This window comes from Sphingomonas gei, from assembly GCF_004792685.1.
GTDB classification, from domain to species: Bacteria; Pseudomonadota; Alphaproteobacteria; order Sphingomonadales; family Sphingomonadaceae; genus Sphingomonas; species Sphingomonas gei.
In genome coordinates this window covers 97915-115392 of sequence record NZ_SRXT01000002.1, presented here as the reverse complement: position 1 = coordinate 115392, position 17478 = coordinate 97915, and the positions used below count along the sequence as shown (strand labels likewise).

The window sequence follows — 17478 nt, the reverse complement described above, 5'->3', positions numbered from 1 at the left end:
CCAATATCCCGGCAACGCACGCCACCTCACCAAAGGACCGTGCGAAGCCACCCACACCGACGAAAGGAGGGACAAAGTGATCTGGCTGACCACTCATAGGAGGTAGATAGCGGCCCTTGGGCCGCTCCACTCCCTGCCCCCTTCCAGAAGGGGTAAGAGCAACGGCGCGCTTCCAGTCCAACCGGCGGCGCGCCGTTGTGCGTTTATAACCGATAAAGTTAGCAAAGGCAAAATTCATCCACCTTCGACGCGACTTGGTGATCCAGCGCAAACGCCGCCGCTTCGATCCCTTATCAGGCTCGGGCGGCGTCTGAGAGGTCAGGCCTTGCGTAGGTCAGGCGCTTGCCGACGATACCGGCCACGGCGTTGCGAGCGCGCTGCTTGTCATCCACGCCGTTGGCGATGCGGTTGTTATACCGGAACTCGAACTCAGCCAGATAGCGGTGAAGGTGCTGTTCGCCGCAGTGCTGGTAAACGCCCTTCATGCCGCGCTTGAAGATCGAGAACGCGCCTTCCACGGTGTTGGTGTGGATCGTGCGGTCGCTGTAATCGACGTACTGGCGGATGCCGTGGAGCGTCGTGCCATGCTCGGCGAACTGCTTGCCGATCTTGCTGTACATGCGGGCCTCATCCGTCATCAGGCGGGCTTCGCGGCTGATGTTCGCTAGCACGATCGGGTGAACCGTCTCGGCGCGGAAGCGGTCAAAGGTGAAGGTGCGCATAGTGCGGGTTTCACGATCGACCAGCGCCAGAACGCCGAACTTATGCGCGGTGCCGGCGCGAGCCTTCTTAACGTCGCGCTTCTGACCGAAATAGGTCTCGTCCACTTCGACTGCGCCACCGTTGCCGCCGAACGGGGTAAGGTCGCCCGAGCGCATGGCTTCGCGGATGCGGTGGGCGAGGAACCACGCGCTCTTGTACTGGACTTCGAGAACCCGGCCGAGCTGGTGGGCGCTGATGCCCTTCTTGCTCGACACCATGAGGTGAACGGCCTGGAGCATCTTGTGCAGCGGCATGCGGGCATGTTCGAACACGGTGCCGACCTTGACGGTGAACTGCTTGCGGCACTCGCCACACTTCTTAAGGCCGTGACGGACGACGCCCTCGGGGTTCTTCACCGAAGCCTTGGAGCGAACGCCCGCCAGATCATAGACGCGCGAGCCGACCACGCCGCAGTGCGGGCACACAACCCCGTCAGCCCACACGATGCTCTCCAGATACGCGAAGGCCTTGGCTTCGTCGTGGAAGTGGGGAGAGGAAAGAACCGACATGGTGAAGTGCTCCGTTGATGCATCCTTATGCACCTAACGAGTGGGTTTGTAAACTACATAATCGCGCTCTTTGTGCCATATCAGCGTTACGATGTCAAATTTTAATAACCTATATGGTTATCACCACTGCGTGTCTCTTCGCGTCGCTGCAAGACTGGGCGCGACTAGATCGCCGACACCCGCGATCCTCATCGTCCTCGTGTTCGCCGCCGGGATCCAGCGGCTACGCGCGCCCGCTAGTCGATTCCAGTCAGCCCCTCCGGTCCCGTACGGGACCGCACTGGAGGTTTTGCTTGCTGCGACGGCTGAGGGAACGCGAGGCCGCCGCCAATCGAGGAGGATGCACGGCGCGCTTTGATGAAGTACAGTTGGGGACCCAAAAGAGGGATACCGAATGTCGACCCAACTCGCTCGACAGGAAATGCACCGCTTCCTGGCCGACACCCGCCCGGGCGTGCTCAGCGTAAGCGGACGCTGGGGCGTTGGTAAGACTTTCGGCTGGAGACAGGCGCTGCAGGAGATGCGCCAAAACGGCAACTTCCCACGCGAGCGCTACGCTTACGTGTCGGTTTTCGGCCTGCGCAACATCGACGCACTTAAGGCGGCCATCTTCCAGTCGACGGTGAAGTTGGATTCGACTGAAGTTCAACCAAGCATCGCCTCCTTCCGAGAATTGGTCAACTCGGCCACAAACTACGCGGAGGCGGGCAGTCGCAAGGGACTCAACGCTATCGTGACGGGCATTTCGGCCTTGCCATGGGTCGGTAAGGCATCCGAGCTGATCCTTCCTGGGGCCGCGCTTCTGATCAGGAACCAGCTGATCTGCATCGACGACCTCGAGCGCGCGGGCAGCGGTCTCGATCTAGCCGACATACTCGGATTTGTCTCGTCTCTCCGCGAGGAGAAAGACTGCAAGGTAGTACTGCTGCTCAATGAGGAGGGTTTCAACGAGGCGCGCGACAAGGACTTTAGGACGCATCTCGAAAAGGTGGTGGATCAGGCAGTCAGGTACACACCGACGCCTGAGGAAGCGGCCGGGACTGCACTTGATATCTCCAATCCGCTCGACAAGCTGCTAGCGCAGCGCACCAAGATACTTGGGATCACCAACATCCGCGTCATTAAGCGGATTCGAAGTTTCTTGAGTTTCATCGAAGCGGATCTGGCGCAGCTACACCCTGTCGTTATGGAAGAGACGGTGGCAGGACTTGCACTGCTTGGGTGGGCGGTCTTCGAACCTATGCTAGCCCCGCCGCTCGATTCTATCAGACAGCGGAATGAATATTCTGCCTACTTCCCCAAGGAGGAAACGTCACCGGAAGAGGCAGAATGCAACGCGCTCCTGGACCGCTACGGCTTCACTCACATGAGTGAATTCGACGATGTCATTCTCGCGGGGCTGACTGCGGGAGGCTTCGACCTCGAAGCCGTTCGGCGTGAGGCAGCCGTTCTGCATGAGGCGGCCGGCAAGGCGGATGTGCACCAGGCCCTGCGACGCCCGTGGGAAATCCTCGAGGGCGGCTTCGGCGACGACGAGTCGTCCTTCAAGGCCGCTTTGATAGAGTCAATCGAAAACCACGGATCCGACCTGGGGGTGGGGCAGGTTGACGGCATTGTAAAGCACCTACGTGAACTCGACGCGGATGATGAGGCTGACGGACTGATCAAGGTGTTCGTGGAAGCGAACGCGGGGAAGTCGCGGGGGTTCTTCGACATCAAGCAACACCATCTGTCAGAGGCTCCCGACGTGAATTTGGCAAAGGCCCTAGAGGACAAGCTGTCAGGCTTGACCCTCGATCACGATCCCAAAAGCATACTTGCCAAGATCGACGAGGATGGAAGCTGGGGCCCAAGCGACACGGACTTCCTCGCATCTATGTCGGAGAAAGACTATGTGCACCTCCTCCAAAGTTTGAAGGGCAAGGAATTGAGCGCCGTCGTTCGAATCGGCCTTCGATTCAGCAGGCTTGAAGGCGATGACCCGGCGTGTTCAATCATCGGGGACAAGATGCTGGCCGCATTGGAGGAGCTAGGAAAGCGCAGCCGACTGAACGCCATTCGGGTGCGCCCCTATTTACCGCGCAAGCGTCAGCCGAATGCGCCAAGCGATGTTGATTCGAACGGCTGACACCAAGACCGCAACAGCGGCTATCGCCCGCACCCAGCGAAAGCAGTAATTCAGCATTCGGCCCAGCCCAAGCCACCCACCCCACCGCCCCTACCCCAGCGCCGCCCCCCGGAACGGCACATCCCGCCGCCAGAAGGTCAGCGCGCGCCACACCCATTCGACCGGCCCGTAGCGGAAGCGCCGCAGCCACCAATGCGCCAGCACGAGCTGCGCCGCGATCGCCGCGAGCCCGACCCACAGCCGAGTCAACTGGTTCCAATCGTCGTACAGCCCCAGCCCGAAGCCGTAGAACACCGGCACGAACACCAGCGACTGGAGGATGTAGAGGGTCAGCGTCGTCCGCCCGACTGCGGCCAGCGGGCGGATCAGCACGCGCGCCGGGCTCTCATACGCAGCGAGCAGGAGCAGGAACCAGACTGCCGTCCCCGCCAGCTCGAACCAGCTGCCGAGCAGATACGAGAGCAGTCGCTCGGACGCCGCGCCGTGCTGCTGCGCGGCGAACCCCGCCTTGATTCCGTCGCGCAGGAAATAGAGCGCCACCGCCAGCGCCGCCGCGATCGCCAGCGCGATCCACCGCGCCCGGGCGAAATCGCCCAGCCGCGCGAAGAAGCCGATTCGCCCGAGCACCATCCCAACCAGATACAGCCCGAGGATCTGCAGCACCCGCCCCGATTCGAGCATGAACCACCATTTGGGCAATTGCCCGTCCCATAGATTGGCGCGCAGATAGTCGGCGAAGTCGCCGTGCAGATACACCGCCATCGCGGGGTCGGAGAAATGGTGCGGCGGCTGGTTGGCCCAGCCCGCGCCGGCCATCGCCGCGCCGAGCTGGACCAGCATGACGGGGCCCAGAAAGGCGAAGGCGGCGACTGCGATCAGCACCCGATTGTCGCGCACCCGGTGGAACACGAGCAGCACGAAGCCGATCAATGCGAGCAACTGGATGATGTCGCCGCGATAGATCAGCGCATGAACCAGCCCGATCGCGAACAGCATCGTCAGCCGCCACGCGAAGCGCGCAGTGAAATCCACGCCGCGCTGTGCCGCCCGGGCCATCAGGATGAAGAAACTGAACCCGAAGCAGAGCGCGAGCAGCGAGAAGCTCTTGCCCATGAACAGCAGATACACCGTGTCCGAGACGGGCCCGTTCCTGGGGTCGGCCCAGTAGAGCTCGTAGCTCTCGATCATGTGGACGAGGAACAGCGCCATCAGCGCGAAACCGCGCACCACGTCCACCGATTCCAATCGTCCGTCACCGGCAGCGCGCCCGGCGGTTGCTCCTTGCATTCGCGACTCCTTTGCGCCGCCCCTAGGGACGGCACCCCTCGAAAGCCAGCGCCCTAAATCACGTATGTTTCCCTGCGATCTTTACCGGTTGTTCGTCATGCTGGGGTAGCTGTCGGGCATGGTCGGGGGGATCATCAGGTTGTTGCTGGCGCTTGTCGGCTGCGTCGTCTTGCTTGGCGGCGTGCCGGCGCATGCCCAAAAGGGCGTCGCGGGTGCGCCGCTCGCGGTGTGCGTGCTGCGCGACACCGGCGGGATGGATCCGGCGGCGCTGATCCGCGCACCCGGCCGCCGCTTCGACTGCGCCAGCGAACAATATCGCCTCGGTCCGGGCAATTATTGGGTGATCTCGCAGGAGATCGACCGGTTCTCGGACCCGCATCTGCCGCTCAACGTCCGCATCGCGAGCCTGTGGCAGGACGCCCTCACGCTCCATATCCTCTATGCCGACGGCGCGGTCGTCTCGCAGACCACCGATTCGCGCGGCATCGCCCCGCTGATCCAGCTCGGCGCGATCGCCGAGCAGCCGATCCCCGCGCGGCAGGCGAAGGTCGTCCGCTTGCTCTGGCATGTCCAGGGCGCCACCAACCTGCGCGGCGTCCTGCTCGGCGCTCGCCTGTCCACCGCCGCCGAAAGCGCCCACGCAAATTTGACGATGTCCGCCCTCTACGCCGGCTTTGCGGGGCTCGCGATCGCGCTGATCATCTACAATCTCGCTTTGTGGGGTGCGCTGCGCCACCGCTTTCAGCTGTATTACTGCCTGATGGTCGCCTTGCTGCTGGCCTATACCTTCTCGACCTCGGGTGCGCTCGCCTGGGCGTGGCCGGAGATCGCCAACAACACCCGGCTGCGGACCAATTTCCTGCTGCTCGGCGGCACCGGCACCGCCGCGCTGGTCTTCGCGCGCAGCTTCTTCGAGGAGCGCATCTTCGCCGGCTGGCTGGGCCGCTACGCCACCGTCGTCGGATGCGCGACGAGCGGGGTCGGCCTGTTCTATTTCCTCACCGCGCCTTTCGCGATCGGGCTGGTCGACGCGGCGTTCACTTGCGCGTTCGTCGCGCTTTCGGCGGCGGTGTTCCCGCTGCTGTGGCGCGCGTGGCGGCTGCGCAGCAATTATCTCTGGCTGTTCGCCTTTGCCTGGGGCGCGCCGATCCTCACCGCGGCGCTGCGCGCGCTCGCCAATCTCCATCTGATCCGGTGGAGCTTCTGGATCGACAATTCGACGATCCTCGCAATGATGATCGAGGCCGTCGTCTCGTCGCTCGCGGTCGCCTATCGCATCCGGCTGCTGCGCGACGAGCGCGACGATGCGATCGAGCGCGAAGTGATGATGCGCCGGCTCGCCGATACCGATCCGCTCACCGGGCTGCTCAATCGCCGCGCCTTCCTCCAGCAGGCGATCGGCCGCGCCGACGAGCAATTGCTGCTGATCATCGACCTCGATCATTTCAAGCGAGTCAACGAGACGCTCGGCCATGACGGCGGCGACGAAGTCCTCCGCGTGTTCGCGCGGATGCTGCGCACGTCGGTGCCGCAGGGTACCTTGGTCGCGCGGATCGGCGGCGAGGAGTTCGCGATCCTCACTCCGATTGCGGCGCCGGTGGAAGCCGAAGCGGTGCTCGCCCGGCTGCGCCAGATGCGCATGCCGTTCGACATCCAGGTAACCGCCAGCATCGGCACGTGCCGCGGCATGCTGTCCAGCGAAGTCGAATGGAAGGCCTTGTATCGCATCGCCGACGCCGCCTTGTTCGACGCCAAGTCCGCCGGGCGCGATCGCGTCCGCAACGCGTTGCGCGAAGCTGCCTGATTCGCTTGCGGCGCACGGGCGTCGGGCCTATGCGCGGGGCAGGGAGAAATGGGGATGATCAAGCGCAGCCGGAGCCCATTGATCGCCGCCGCGGCGCTGCTGGCATTGACCCTGCTCGCCTCGCCCCATCCCCGCGCCGATATCCGCATCCTAACGCATCGCCCTGGCGACCTCGCCCCGCAACGGGCGCAGGCGATCGTCGATATCGGCCTCGCCTCGGTTTCGGTGCTCGTCACCTGGAGCAGGCGGCTCCGCTATTGAACCTTGGTCGAGGCTTGCTTACACCCGTGTCAATGACCGATCCCGAGACCGTCTGGCGCACCGCATTTAATCATCCCGGCCAATGGGATACCAGCTTCCCGCCGACCACGATGGTCGATCTTTTCGAAGCCAGCGCCGCTGCGCACCCGCAGGCGCCGCTGCTCGATTTCATGGGTCGCAAATACGATTATGCCGAGACCCTCGACGCCGTGGACCGCGTAGCCTGCGGCCTGAAGGCGCTCGGCTATGGCCGCGGCGACCGTATCGGGCTCTTCCTCCCCAACGTCCCGCATTATGTCGCGGCTTATTACGGCATCCTCAAGCTCGGCGCGATCGCCGTCAATTTCTCGCCGCTTTACTCGGTCGAGGAGCTTGCGGCGCAGGTCGAGGATTCGGGCACCAAACTGCTCTTCACGCTCTCGGCGACGGCATTGCTCCCCACCGCGCTCGAGGTGCTCGAGCAGAGCGCGCTGGAGCGGCTGGTTATCGGCTCGGTCGCGGGCGGGCTGCCCCCGCTCAAGTCGCTTCTCTATCGCTGGTTCAAGTCGAAGGAAGTCGCGCCGCGCCCCGCCGACCCGCGCATCCTGTCCTTCTCGAAGCTGATCGCCAACGAGGGCGGCTGCGATTCCGTCGCGCTCGACCCCGAACGCGACGTCGCACTGATCCAATATACCGGCGGCACCACCGGCACGCCCAAGGGCGCCGTGCTCACGCACCAGAACTTGTCGGCCAATGCCCGCCAGGTCGCGCAGCTCGATCCGAACTACGGCAAGGTCAAGGATTCGATCCTCGGCGTGCTCCCCTTCTTCCACGTCTTCGCCAATACCTGCGTGCTCAACCGAACGGTGATCGCCGGCGGCGAGATCGTCATGCTGCCGCGCTTCAACGCCCAGCAGGCGCTTGCCGAACTCCGCCGCACCCGCCCGCGCTCGCTGCCGGGGGTGCCGACGATGTACCAGGCCCTGCTCGATGCGCCGGGGATGAAGCCGAGCGATTTCAGCTCGCTGCACACCTGCATCTCGGGCGGCGCGCCGCTTTCCGCGCAGCTCAAGGAAGAATGGGAACGCGTCACCGGCGCGCGCGTGATCGAGGGCTATGGCCTGTCGGAAAGCTCGGGCGTGGTCTCGACCAATCCCTATGAGGCGCTCAACAAGCCCGGCACGATCGGCCAGCCGCTCGCCGCCACCCGCGTGCGGCTCGTCGACAAGGAAGACCCGACGCGCCCGCCGCCGCCGGGTGAGCCGGGCGAGATCGTCGTCTCGGGCCCGCAGATCATGAGGGGCTATTGGAACCGGCCCGAGGCCGATGCCGAGACCTTCGTCCACGTCGAAGGCAGCGGGCATTGGCTGCGCACCGGCGATGTCGGCACGATCGACGAGGACGGCTATATCCGCATCGTCGACCGGCTCAAGGACATGATCGCGGTCGGCGGGTTCAAGGTCTTCCCGAGCCAGATCGAGGCGGTGCTCTATCGCCACCCCGCGATCAAGGAAGCGCTCGTCATCGGCCTGCCCGACGCGTATCACGGCGAGCTCCCCCACGCTTATGTGGTGCTCGACGAAGAAGCGCCTGCCGTTACGGGCCCCGAGCTCAGCCTGTGGCTCAACGCCCAGCTCGGCAAGCACGAGCGCGTCAGCCAGGTGGTGGTGCGCGCGAGCCTTCCCAAAACGATGATCGGCAAGCTCAGCCGCAAGGATTTGATCGCCGAGGTGCAGGCGGCGGGCTAGCTCCTAATCCTTCCAGCAAAAGGATCAAATGACGGCGTGGCCAGACGGCCGCGCTGCTCAATCCCCCGGCTTGCCGCCGCCGTACATCACCGCCTTCAAATTCATGAACTCGTGCATCCCCCACGGCCCCAGCTCACGGCCATGCCCCGACAGCTTGACGCCGCCGAACGGCGCCTCGGGAGTCGAGGCAAGCAGCGAATTGACCGCAGTCATACCCGCCTCCACCTCGCGCGCGAACCGCTCGATCTCCGCCTCGTCGTTCGTCCACACCGCCGAGCCGAGGCCATAAGGCACGTCGTTGGCCAGCGCGATCGCCGCGTCCAGATCCTGGGCCTTGTACACCGCCGCGACCGGCCCGAAGATTTCCTCCTTGGCGACGTCGCTCTCCGGGTCGAGCCCGACCAGCACGCCTGGATTCATCCACGCCCCATCGCGCTCGATCTTTTCCGCGCCGAACAACAGGCTCGCCCCCGCCGCCTTCGCGCGCTCGACCTGCTCGAGCACGGTGTCGCGCTGCTCGACGCTCGACAGCGGCCCCATAACCGTCGCCGCGTCCATCGGATCACCGATCTTCACTGCCTGCATGCCGGCAGTGAACTTCTCCAGAAACGCGTCATACACCTCGGCATGGACGATCATCCGCTTGGCACAGATGCAGCTCTGCCCGGCATTCTGCACCCGCGCGGTGACCGCGGTCTTCGCCGCGAGATCGAGATCGGCCGAAGGCATCACGATCAAAGGATCCGATCCGCCGAGCTCGAGCACCACTTTCTTGAGCGCCCTGCCCGCCGCCGCGGCGACCTTGGCGCCGGCACCTTCGCTGCCGGTCAGCGTCACTGCCACCACGCGCTTGTCGGCGATGATGTCGGAGACCTTGTCCGACTTGATCGGCAGGTTCTGGAACAGCCCGTCGGGCGCGCCCGCCGCGCTCGCCAGCTGCTGCATCAGCGCCGCGCAGCCCTGCACGCTCGACGCATGCTTCAGCAGCGCGACATTGCCCGCCATGATCGTCGGCGCGAGAAAGCGCACGGCCTGCCAATAGGGGAAGTTCCATGGCATCACCGCGAGCACGGGTCCCATCGGCAGCCAGCGCGCCACCGCGCGTCCGCCCGCGGTCTTCACGTCGGTCGGCGCCAGATAGGCGGGCCCGTGCTCGGCATAATGACGAAAGCCCGCGATGCACTTTTCGACTTCGGCGATCGCCCCGGTGATCGGCTTGCCCATCTCGCGGACCGCGGTCTCGGCGAGGTGCTGCTTGTTCGCTTCCCACTGATCGGCGATCGCCGAAAGCAATTGCGTGCGCTGCTCGATCGGCGAATTGCGCCACGCCCGATAGCAGGTCTGCGCGCGGGCGAGCGCCAGCTCGACGCCATCCGCATCGAGCTCCTCGAAGCGTTCGCCGGGCGCGCCGGTTGCAGGATTGATGCTGGTGAACATGGCGGCGTCTCCTCTAAACCCGGGCTCCAACATGTGGCGTGGTTCGGCGGTTGCAATCCCCGCCCACCCTGCCGCATAGCGGCGCCATGGCAGACGAAGCGCAAATCGCGGAACTCTCGTTCGAGGACGCGCTCAAGGAACTCGAGCGAATCGTGTCGCGGCTCGAAAGCGGCGACGCGCAGCTCCAGGAGGCGATCGACTTGTACGAGCGCGGCGACCAGCTTCGCCGCCAATGCGCCGCCCGGCTCGATTCGGCGCAGGCGCGCATCGAGGCGATCCGCACCGACGCGCAGGGCCGTGCCGTCGGCACCGCGCCCTTCGCCGCCGGCTGATCGGGTGGCGAGCATGGCCGATGCGTCCCTCGCGCTCCAGGCGGCGCTCCGGCAGGTCTCCACCGAGATCGACCGGCAGTTCGACTTGCTGCTCGCGGTCCCCGACGATCCCCGCGCGGGGCTCTACCGCGCGATGCGCCATGCCGCGATCGGCGGCGGCAAAAGGCTGCGGCCGTTGCTCGTGTTCGGCACCGCCGGGCTGTTCGGAGTCAGCCGCGCCGCGATGGCACGCGTGGCGACCGCGCTCGAATGCATCCACGTCTATTCGCTGATCCATGACGATCTGCCGGCGATGGACGATGACGATCTGCGCCGCGGCAAGCCCACCGTGCACAAGGCGTTCGACGAGGCGACCGCGATCCTCGCCGGCGATTGCCTCCACGCGCTCGCCTTCGAGATCCTCGCCGACGACGCCACCCACCCCGATCCGTTCGTGCGCATCGAATTGATCGGCGCGCTCGCCCATGCCTCGGGCCCCGCGGGGATGGCCGGCGGCCAGATGATGGACCTCGAGGCCGAGAAAACCAGCTTCGACTTGCCCACCGTGACGCGGCTCCAGGCGATGAAGACCGGCGCGCTGATCAGCTGCGCGGTTGAGAGCGGTGCGATCCTCGGGCGCCTGCCCCCCGAGGGCCGCACCGGGCTGCGCGGTTACGCCCGCGATGTCGGGCTCGCTTTCCAGATCGCCGACGACATTCTCGATGCCGAGGGCGACGAAGCACTCGCCGGCAAGAAATTGCGCAAGGACGATCAGGCCGGCAAGGAGACGTTCCTAACCTTGCTGGGCCTCGACCGCGCCCGCGAGCAGGCCCGCCTCCTCGTCGACCAGGCCATCGCCCATCTCAAGCCCTTCGGTCCCGAAGCCGACCTCCTGCGCGATATCGCGCGCTACACGCTCGAGAGGGATCGATGACCACCACCCGCACCGGCGTCTACCCAGGCACCTTCGATCCGATCACGCGTGGCCATATGGATATCATCCGCCGCGGCGCGACCCTGGTCGACCGGCTGGTTATCGGCGTGACCACCAATCCGTCCAAGTCGCCGATGTTCACGATCGAAGAGCGAATGGAAATGGTGAAGCGCGAGGTCGCGGACATCCGCGGCGACATCCACGTCGTCAGCTTCGATTCGCTGCTGATGGACTTTGCCGAGCGCGAAGGCGCCAACATGATCGTCCGCGGACTCCGCGCCGTCGCCGATTTCGAATATGAATATCAGATGGCGGGCATGAACCAGCAGCTCAACGACCGCGTCGAGACGGTCTTCCTGATGGCCGATGTCTCGCTCCAGCCGATCGCCAGCCGGCTGGTCAAGGAAATCGCGCTCTATGGCGGCGCGATCCGCAAGTTCGTCAGCCCCGCGGTCGAGATCGACGTCGCCCGCCGAGTGTCGGAAATCGGCCGCAAGGGCAGCTGAATCGCTGCCTTTCCGCCGCCACACCTTTGCTCTAGACTCGTGGGTCACGAGAAGATCCGAGTGGGGAAGTTGATGCGTTTCGTTGCCGCCCTGGCCGCTGGTGCCGCCTTGTTGTTTGCCGTCCCCGTCGCCGCACAGAAGGGCCCGCCCGCCAAGCCCGAGATCGAGACGCTCAAGGGCGTCGCCGCCGATCTCAATTTCGGCGTCACCACCGCGGTGCCCGCCGACCCAGAGAATACCTGGGTGCTCGATCTGTCGACCGGCGGCCGCGTCACCATCCGCCTGCGCCCCGATGTCGCGCCCAAGATGGTCGCGCAGGTCAAGACGCTCACGCGCCGCAAATTCTACGACGGCACGATCTTCCACCGGGTGATCGATGCGCCCGAGAACATGGCGCAGGGCGGCGACCCGACCGGCACCGGCGCGGGCGAGTCCGATCTTCCCGACGTGCCCGCCGAGTTCAGCAATCTTCCCCATGTCCGCGGCGCGATTTCGGCCGCGCGGACCAAGGATCCGAACAGCGCCAACAGCCAGTTCTTCATCATGTTCGGCCCGCGCCTCGGCTTCGATCATGATTACACGGTGTTCGGCCGCGTCGTCGACGGGATGCCCTGGGTCGACAAGATCGAACGCGGCGAGCCGCCGGCCAACCCGACGCGGATCCTCCACGCTTATATCGCGTCGGACAATCCTCCGCCGTATCAGGCCGCGCCGATTGCTGCGGCGAAACTGCCGGAGGGTGAGACCAAGGTCACGCTCCCCCAGTAAGTGCCAGATACGAGCAGGTGAACGTCGACCTTTTCGATTTCGAGCTGCCGGCGGAGCGGATCGCGCTCCGCCCGGCGAGCCCGCGTGACTCGGCCCGGCTTCTCGTCCTAGACGGAGCGGATACGCGCGACGCCTCGGTGCGCGACTTGCCGTCGTGCCTGCGCGCGGGCGACTTGCTCGTCTTCAACGACACTCGCGTCATTCCCGCCCAGCTCGAGGGACTGCGCGGCGAAGCGCGTGTCGGCGCGACTCTGCACAAGCGCGAAGGCCCGCGGCGCTGGCGCGCCTTCATCCGCAATGCCAAGCGCCTGCGCCAGGGCGACAGCGTGGACTTTGGCCAAGGTGTCACCGCAATCGCCTCGGACCGAGCCGAGGACGGCAGCTTCGCGCTCGACTTTGCCGGCGACGAGCCGGTCGAGCTGCTGCTGACACGCTGCGGCCGGATGCCGCTGCCGCCCTATATCGCCTCGAAGCGCCCCACGGACTCGCGCGATGCCGACGATTATCAGACGATGTTCGCCAGCGAGCCGGGCGCGGTTGCCGCGCCCACCGCGGCGCTCCATTTCACGCCCGAATTGCTCGCGGCGCTGGACGCCGCCGGCATCGGCCATGCCACGCTGACGCTTCATGTCGGCGCCGGCACCTTCCTGCCGGTCAAGGCCGAGGATACCGATGCCCACCGGATGCACGCCGAATGGGGCCGGATTGATGCCGCGACGGCCGACAGGCTCAACGCGGTCCGCGCCGTGGGCGGTCGCGTGGTCGCAGTGGGCACCACCAGCCTGCGCCTGATCGAGAGCGCCGCGGGCAACGACGGCGTCATCCACCCCTTCGAAGGCGATACCGCGATCTTCATCACGCCGGGCTATCGCTTCAAGGGAATCGATGGGCTGGTCACCAATTTCCATCTGCCGCGCTCGACCCTGTTCATGCTGGTGTCGGCGCTGATGGGGCTCGATCGGATGCAGGCCGCCTATGCCCATGCCATTGCGTCCGGCTACCGCTTCTATAGCTATGGCGACGCCAGCCTGTTGCTGCCCCTGAAAGGACGCTGATGCGCCTGTTCCTAATCCTCGCCGCCTTCGGCGCGACTCCCGCCCTGGCCCAGCAGGTGCCGATCGTTCCGATCGTGCCCGGCCAGCAGGCGCAACCCGCGGCGACGGTCATGGTCGAGCCGGTCGGAATGATGATCGCCGGGTTCGACAGCGACGGCGATGCCAAAGTCACCCGCGCCGAATTCGACACCGGCCTGCGCCACAGCTTCGACAGCATCGACACCGGCAAGACCGGCGCGCTCGGCTATATTGCCTTTTCCGACTGGTCCGAACGCTGGCTCGGCGACCGCAACACCTTGCCGAGCCCCTTCGAGACCGACCGCGACGGCGACAACAAGATCAGCTGGGACGAGCTCGCCGCGCGGTTCGCGCTGCTTTTCACGCGGTTCGACACCAACAAGGACGGCACACTCACACGCAGCGAATTGCTGACCTTGCGCCCGCAGCTGTTCGATCGCGACCGGCGCGGACGCCCGATGGGCAAGCCCGGCCAGCAGCCGCGCAATTGAGGTCCTAGCATCTCATGCGCATGCCCGGCTAAACGGCCTGAATGGCGGGACACGACCACGATCATCATCACGCGCATGCCCCGGCCGATTTCGGCCGCGCTTTCGCTTTGGGTGCGGCGCTCAATATCGCCTTCGTCGCAGTGGAAGGTACCGCCGGCTTCCTGACCGATTCGGTGGCGCTGCTCGCCGATGCCGGGCACAATCTCTCCGACGTCCTCGGGCTACTCGTCGCCTGGGCGGGAGCCGAGCTGGCGAAGCGCCCCGCCTCGCGCCGCTTCACGTACGGCTTGCGCGGGAGCTCGATCCTCGCCGCGCTGGCCAATTCGGTGCTGCTGCTGGTCGCGGTCGGGGCGATCGCACTCGAGGCGATCCAGCGCTTCGCCGATCCGCCCCAGATCCAGGGCGGCACGGTGATGATCGTCGCCGCCATCGGCATCGCCGTGAACCTGTCCACCGCATTGCTGTTCGCGCGCGGGCGCAAGGGCGACATCAACATCCGCGGCGCCTATCTCCACATGGCCGCGGACGCCGCGGTATCGGCCGGGGTAGTAGTCGGCGGCGGGCTGATCCTGCTCACTGGCGCCGCATGGATCGATCCCGCGATCAGCCTCGTCATCGTCGCGGTGATCCTGTGGAGCACCTGGGGTCTGGCGCGCGAATCGGTGACGATGGCGCTCCAGGCGGTACCGGCGGGGATCGACGCCGAAGCGGTCGAGCGGGCGCTGGTCGCGCTTCCCGGCGTGGCGCGCGTCCATGACCTGCACATCTGGCCGATGAGCACCACCGAGGCTGCGCTCACCGCGCATCTGGTGATGCCCGGTGGCCATCCCGGCGACGCCTTTCTGATCGATCTCCAGCACCGGCTGGCGCACGATTTCCGCATCGATCACACCACGGTGCAGATCGAGCTTGGCGAGGGTGCCGAATGCCGCATGCACGGCCATGCCCATGGTTGAGGCGGCACCCCCGATCCGGCTGGTGATCTTCGATTTCGACGGCACGCTGTCGGACAGCGGCGACTGGTTCCTGTCGGTCGTCGACCAGCTCGCTCGCCGCTTCCGCTTCCGCACCGTCGGCCCTGACGAAGTCGAGATGCTGCGGCATCGCAGCTCGCGCGAAGTGATCGACTTTCTCGGCATCTCGCGCTGGAAGATGCCGCTGATCGCACGGCACCTCCGAAAACTGGTCGGGCTCAACGCGCACCAGATCGAGCTCTTCCCCGGCACCCCCGATCTGCTCGAGCGGCTGGCCGAGACGGGCGTCAAGATCGCGCTGGTTACCTCCAATTCCGAGGCCAATGCCCGCAAAATCCTCGGCGAAAAGCACGCCGCCCGGATCGACTTTTACGCCTGCGGCTCTTCCTTGTTCGGCAAGGCACCCAAGTTCCGCCGGGTGCTCAAGAAGATGGCAATCCCCCCGATCGCCGCGCTGGCGATCGGCGACGAGACACGTGACATCGATGCCGCGCGCGAAGTCGGCATGCGCGCCGGCGCGGTACTATGGGGCTATGCCAGCGAGGCGGTGCTCACCGCCCACGCGCCCGACACCTTGTTTCGCGGGCCGCAGGACATAATCGACTACGTCGCCACGCATCGCTGCTGACTATTCGCACCTCAATCGAGATGCACCGCCAGCCAGACGCTGGGGCGATCCTTTGCCGTCCATGTCACCCAATGCTTCTGCCCGCGCGCGATCCAGACGTGATCGCCTGCCTGCAGCGTCACTTCGTCCGAATCCTCGATGCGGAGCCCCGCTGCACCTTCGAGCAGTAGTACCCATTCGTCCTGTTCCTGCACCATCGGCGCGTCTTCGGGCGTAGACTGGCCGCGCGAAACGATCCGCTCCACGCGAATGCCGGGCCGTGCGAGCAATTCGGTAAACGCTTCGGCGTGCCCGGCGGGTGGCAGCCCGGTGAGCAGATTCGCCACCTTCACCTCGAGACGCGGCCTGGGCCTGGGCCTGGGCCTGGGCTTGGGCTTGGGCGCCGGCGCGGCTTTCGGTGCAGCCTTGGGTTTCTGGCGCGCCCTCACCGAACCCGCCGATTTGCTCCACGCGTTGCTCGCCGTGCCGCGAAGATACTCCTCGACCTCCTCGGCGCTGGCGGCAAGGCCATTCACATCAACGCCGAACACCGGCGCGCCTTTGGCGTCGTTCAGCCCGTATTTGCCAAAGTCGCCACCCGGCTTGCGCCGCCGCGAAGCAATCAGCTTGAGCCCGCGATGCGTCGCCATCTCGCGCAATTTGTCGGTCGTCTCGTTTGGCATGATCCCTCGACTCAAGGCGATTGAGGCCGCTAGGGCAACGCCCCATGGCATCCTCGGCTCCCCGGTTCCAGTTCACCATCCACGCTACCGACGGCAAGGCCCGGCTCGGCACGATCACGATGCAGCGCGGCGAGATCCGCACCCCGGCCTTCATGCCGGTCGGCACCGCGGCCACCGTCAAGGCAGTCAAGCCGCAGGACGTGCGCGCGAGCGGCGCCGATATATTGCTCGGCAACACCTATCATTTGATGCTCCGCCCCACCGCCGAGCGTGTGCACAAGCTCGGCGGGCTGCACAAATTCATGGGCTGGGATCGCCCGATCCTCACCGATTCGGGCGGTTATCAAGTGATGAGCCTTTCCGAACTGACCAAGCGCAGCGAGGAAGGCATCGTCTTCAAGTCGCATCTCGACGGCTCGCGCCACATGCTCAGCCCCGAACGCTCGATGGAGATCCAGCGGCTGCTCGGCTCGAACATCGTCATGGCGTTCGACGAACTCGTGCCCACTACGTCGCCACGCGAGGTTCAGGCCGCGGCGATGGAGCGCTCGATGCGCTGGGCCAGGCGCAGCCGCGCCGGCTTCGATGCGGGCGGGGATCATGCCGAGAACAATGCGCTGTTCGGCATCCAGCAAGGCGCGCTAGACGAAAGCTTCCGCAAGGCATCGGCCGACGCACTTCTCGACATCGGCTTCGACGGCTACGCCATCGGCGGTCTCGCCGTCGGCGAAGGCCAGGAGGCGATGTTCGGCGTACTCGATTACGCCCCCGGCCAGCTCGACCCGGTCAAGCCGCGCTATCTCATGGGGGTCGGAAAGCCCGACGACGTGGTCGGCGCGGTCGAGCGGGGAGTCGACATGTTCGACTGCGTCCTGCCGACTCGCTCGGGGCGCACCGGCCAGGCCTTCACCCGCACCGGCCCGATCAACATCCGCAATGCCAAATTCGCCGAGGATCAGGGCCCGCTCGATCCGGCCTGCGCCTGCGCGACCTGCGCCGGCTGGAGCCGCGCCTATGTCCACCATCTCGTCCGCGCCGGCGAGATCCTCGGCGCGATGCTGATGACCGAGCATAATCTGTGGTTCTACCAGCAGTTGATGGCCGATCTGCGCAGCGCGATCGGCGATGGGCGGCTGACCGATTTCGCGAATGCCTTCCGCCGCGACTATCGCGCCGTGCCCAAGCCCTTAGCTTAACCATCTTCTGTTCCGCGGCG

General features: G+C 65.6%; 17 protein-coding genes. 13 read left to right on the top strand and 4 right to left on the bottom strand.

Annotated elements, in window-relative coordinates; all coding sequences use genetic code 11:
• Window positions 1-293 precede the first annotated feature (293 nt).
• Window positions 294-1271, bottom strand: coding sequence for an IS1595 family transposase (locus E5A73_RS04640; protein ID WP_135962644.1), 978 nt, complete (start codon window positions 1269-1271; stop codon window positions 294-296).
• 394 nt (window positions 1272-1665) lie between these two features.
• Between E5A73_RS04640 and E5A73_RS04635 the strand changes: the two genes are divergently transcribed.
• A complete protein-coding gene (locus E5A73_RS04635; RefSeq protein WP_135962643.1) occupies window positions 1666-3399 on the top strand; it encodes a hypothetical protein in 1734 nt (577 codons plus the stop codon).
• Between the two features lie 90 nt (window positions 3400-3489).
• Here the strand turns inward: E5A73_RS04635 and E5A73_RS04630 are convergent, their stop codons facing one another.
• Window positions 3490-4686, bottom strand: a complete 1197-nt coding sequence (locus E5A73_RS04630; RefSeq protein ID WP_135962642.1) for a DUF418 domain-containing protein — start codon at window positions 4684-4686, stop codon at window positions 3490-3492.
• Between the two features lie 142 nt (window positions 4687-4828).
• On the opposite strand from E5A73_RS04630, the gene E5A73_RS04625 reads away from it, so the two are divergent.
• The 3 genes from E5A73_RS04625 to E5A73_RS04615 are packed head-to-tail and all read left to right on the top strand — an operon-like array spanning window position 4829 to window position 8478.
• Window positions 4829-6490, top strand: coding sequence for a GGDEF domain-containing protein (locus tag E5A73_RS04625; RefSeq protein WP_240700028.1), 1662 nt, complete (start codon window positions 4829-4831; stop codon window positions 6488-6490).
• 54 nt (window positions 6491-6544) lie between these two features.
• On the top strand, window positions 6545-6751 hold the full coding sequence (locus E5A73_RS04620; RefSeq protein WP_135962640.1) for a hypothetical protein: 207 nt from the start codon (window positions 6545-6547) through the stop codon (window positions 6749-6751).
• A 32-nt stretch (window positions 6752-6783) separates the two neighbouring features.
• Window positions 6784-8478 (top strand): AMP-binding protein, encoded by a 1695-nt coding sequence (locus E5A73_RS04615; protein ID WP_135962639.1) that lies wholly within the window; start codon window positions 6784-6786, stop codon window positions 8476-8478.
• Window positions 8479-8535: 57 nt separating this feature from the next.
• Here E5A73_RS04615 and E5A73_RS04610 read toward each other — a convergent pair whose 3' ends face one another.
• Window positions 8536-9915 (bottom strand): NAD-dependent succinate-semialdehyde dehydrogenase, encoded by a 1380-nt coding sequence (locus E5A73_RS04610; protein ID WP_135962638.1) that lies wholly within the window; start codon window positions 9913-9915, stop codon window positions 8536-8538.
• 86 nt (window positions 9916-10001) lie between these two features.
• On the opposite strand from E5A73_RS04610, the gene E5A73_RS04605 reads away from it, so the two are divergent.
• From E5A73_RS04605 to E5A73_RS04570, 8 genes are all read left to right on the top strand, one after another.
• On the top strand, window positions 10002-10247 hold the full coding sequence (locus E5A73_RS04605) for an exodeoxyribonuclease VII small subunit (protein WP_135962637.1): 246 nt from the start codon (window positions 10002-10004) through the stop codon (window positions 10245-10247).
• Between the two features lie 13 nt (window positions 10248-10260).
• The gene (locus E5A73_RS04600; protein ID WP_206366381.1) at window positions 10261-11160 is read left to right on the top strand and encodes a polyprenyl synthetase family protein; all 900 of its coding nucleotides are present in this window, start codon (window positions 10261-10263) and stop codon (window positions 11158-11160) included.
• Window positions 11157-11666 carry a pantetheine-phosphate adenylyltransferase gene (coaD, locus tag E5A73_RS04595; RefSeq protein ID WP_135962635.1) on the top strand — a complete coding sequence of 170 codons (510 nt, stop codon included), beginning with the start codon at window positions 11157-11159 and terminating at the stop codon, window positions 11664-11666. The genes E5A73_RS04600 and coaD overlap by 4 nt, the downstream gene beginning before the upstream one ends.
• A 72-nt stretch (window positions 11667-11738) precedes the next feature.
• Complete coding sequence (locus E5A73_RS04590; protein ID WP_135962634.1) at window positions 11739-12434, top strand: peptidylprolyl isomerase; 696 nt, start codon at window positions 11739-11741, stop codon at window positions 12432-12434.
• Window positions 12435-12451: 17 nt separating this feature from the next.
• Complete coding sequence (gene queA, locus E5A73_RS04585) at window positions 12452-13489, top strand: tRNA preQ1(34) S-adenosylmethionine ribosyltransferase-isomerase QueA (protein ID WP_135962633.1); 1038 nt, start codon at window positions 12452-12454, stop codon at window positions 13487-13489.
• The gene (locus tag E5A73_RS04580) at window positions 13489-13998 is read left to right on the top strand and encodes an EF-hand domain-containing protein (RefSeq protein WP_135962632.1); all 510 of its coding nucleotides are present in this window, start codon (window positions 13489-13491) and stop codon (window positions 13996-13998) included. Before queA ends, E5A73_RS04580 begins: the two co-directional genes overlap by 1 nt.
• Before the next feature lie 41 nt (window positions 13999-14039).
• Complete coding sequence (locus E5A73_RS04575) at window positions 14040-14954, top strand: cation diffusion facilitator family transporter (RefSeq protein WP_135962631.1); 915 nt, start codon at window positions 14040-14042, stop codon at window positions 14952-14954.
• Window positions 14941-15600 carry an HAD-IA family hydrolase gene (locus tag E5A73_RS04570; protein ID WP_206366380.1) on the top strand — a complete coding sequence of 220 codons (660 nt, stop codon included), beginning with the start codon at window positions 14941-14943 and terminating at the stop codon, window positions 15598-15600. Before E5A73_RS04575 ends, E5A73_RS04570 begins: the two co-directional genes overlap by 14 nt.
• Before the next feature lie 11 nt (window positions 15601-15611).
• Here the strand turns inward: E5A73_RS04570 and E5A73_RS04565 are convergent, their stop codons facing one another.
• The gene (locus E5A73_RS04565) at window positions 15612-16262 is read right to left on the bottom strand and encodes a cupin domain-containing protein (RefSeq protein ID WP_240700027.1); all 651 of its coding nucleotides are present in this window, start codon (window positions 16260-16262) and stop codon (window positions 15612-15614) included.
• Window positions 16263-16306: 44 nt separating this feature from the next.
• On the opposite strand from E5A73_RS04565, the gene tgt reads away from it, so the two are divergent.
• Window positions 16307-17458 (top strand): tRNA guanosine(34) transglycosylase Tgt, encoded by a 1152-nt coding sequence (gene tgt / locus E5A73_RS04560; protein ID WP_135962630.1) that lies wholly within the window; start codon window positions 16307-16309, stop codon window positions 17456-17458.
• Window positions 17459-17478: the final 20 nt, after the last annotated feature.

Coding starts and splice junctions, on each gene's coding strand:
- E5A73_RS04640 (WP_135962644.1), bottom strand. CDS start 1,271: ATGTCGGTTCTTTCCTCTCCCCACTTCCACGACGAAGCCAAGGCCTTC.
- E5A73_RS04635 (WP_135962643.1), top strand. CDS start 1,666: ATGTCGACCCAACTCGCTCGACAGGAAATGCACCGCTTCCTGGCCGAC.
- E5A73_RS04630 (WP_135962642.1), bottom strand. CDS start 4,686: ATGCAAGGAGCAACCGCCGGGCGCGCTGCCGGTGACGGACGATTGGAA.
- E5A73_RS04620 (WP_135962640.1), top strand. CDS start 6,545: ATGATCAAGCGCAGCCGGAGCCCATTGATCGCCGCCGCGGCGCTGCTG.
- E5A73_RS04615 (WP_135962639.1), top strand. CDS start 6,784: ATGACCGATCCCGAGACCGTCTGGCGCACCGCATTTAATCATCCCGGC.
- E5A73_RS04610 (WP_135962638.1), bottom strand. CDS start 9,915: ATGTTCACCAGCATCAATCCTGCAACCGGCGCGCCCGGCGAACGCTTC.
- E5A73_RS04605 (WP_135962637.1), top strand. CDS start 10,002: ATGGCAGACGAAGCGCAAATCGCGGAACTCTCGTTCGAGGACGCGCTC.
- E5A73_RS04600 (WP_206366381.1), top strand. CDS start 10,261: ATGGCCGATGCGTCCCTCGCGCTCCAGGCGGCGCTCCGGCAGGTCTCC.
- coaD (WP_135962635.1), top strand. CDS start 11,157: ATGACCACCACCCGCACCGGCGTCTACCCAGGCACCTTCGATCCGATC.
- E5A73_RS04590 (WP_135962634.1), top strand. CDS start 11,739: ATGCGTTTCGTTGCCGCCCTGGCCGCTGGTGCCGCCTTGTTGTTTGCC.
- E5A73_RS04580 (WP_135962632.1), top strand. CDS start 13,489: ATGCGCCTGTTCCTAATCCTCGCCGCCTTCGGCGCGACTCCCGCCCTG.
- E5A73_RS04575 (WP_135962631.1), top strand. CDS start 14,040: ATGGCGGGACACGACCACGATCATCATCACGCGCATGCCCCGGCCGAT.
- E5A73_RS04570 (WP_206366380.1), top strand. CDS start 14,941: ATGCCCATGGTTGAGGCGGCACCCCCGATCCGGCTGGTGATCTTCGAT.
- E5A73_RS04565 (WP_240700027.1), bottom strand. CDS start 16,262: ATGCCAAACGAGACGACCGACAAATTGCGCGAGATGGCGACGCATCGC.
- tgt (WP_135962630.1), top strand. CDS start 16,307: ATGGCATCCTCGGCTCCCCGGTTCCAGTTCACCATCCACGCTACCGAC.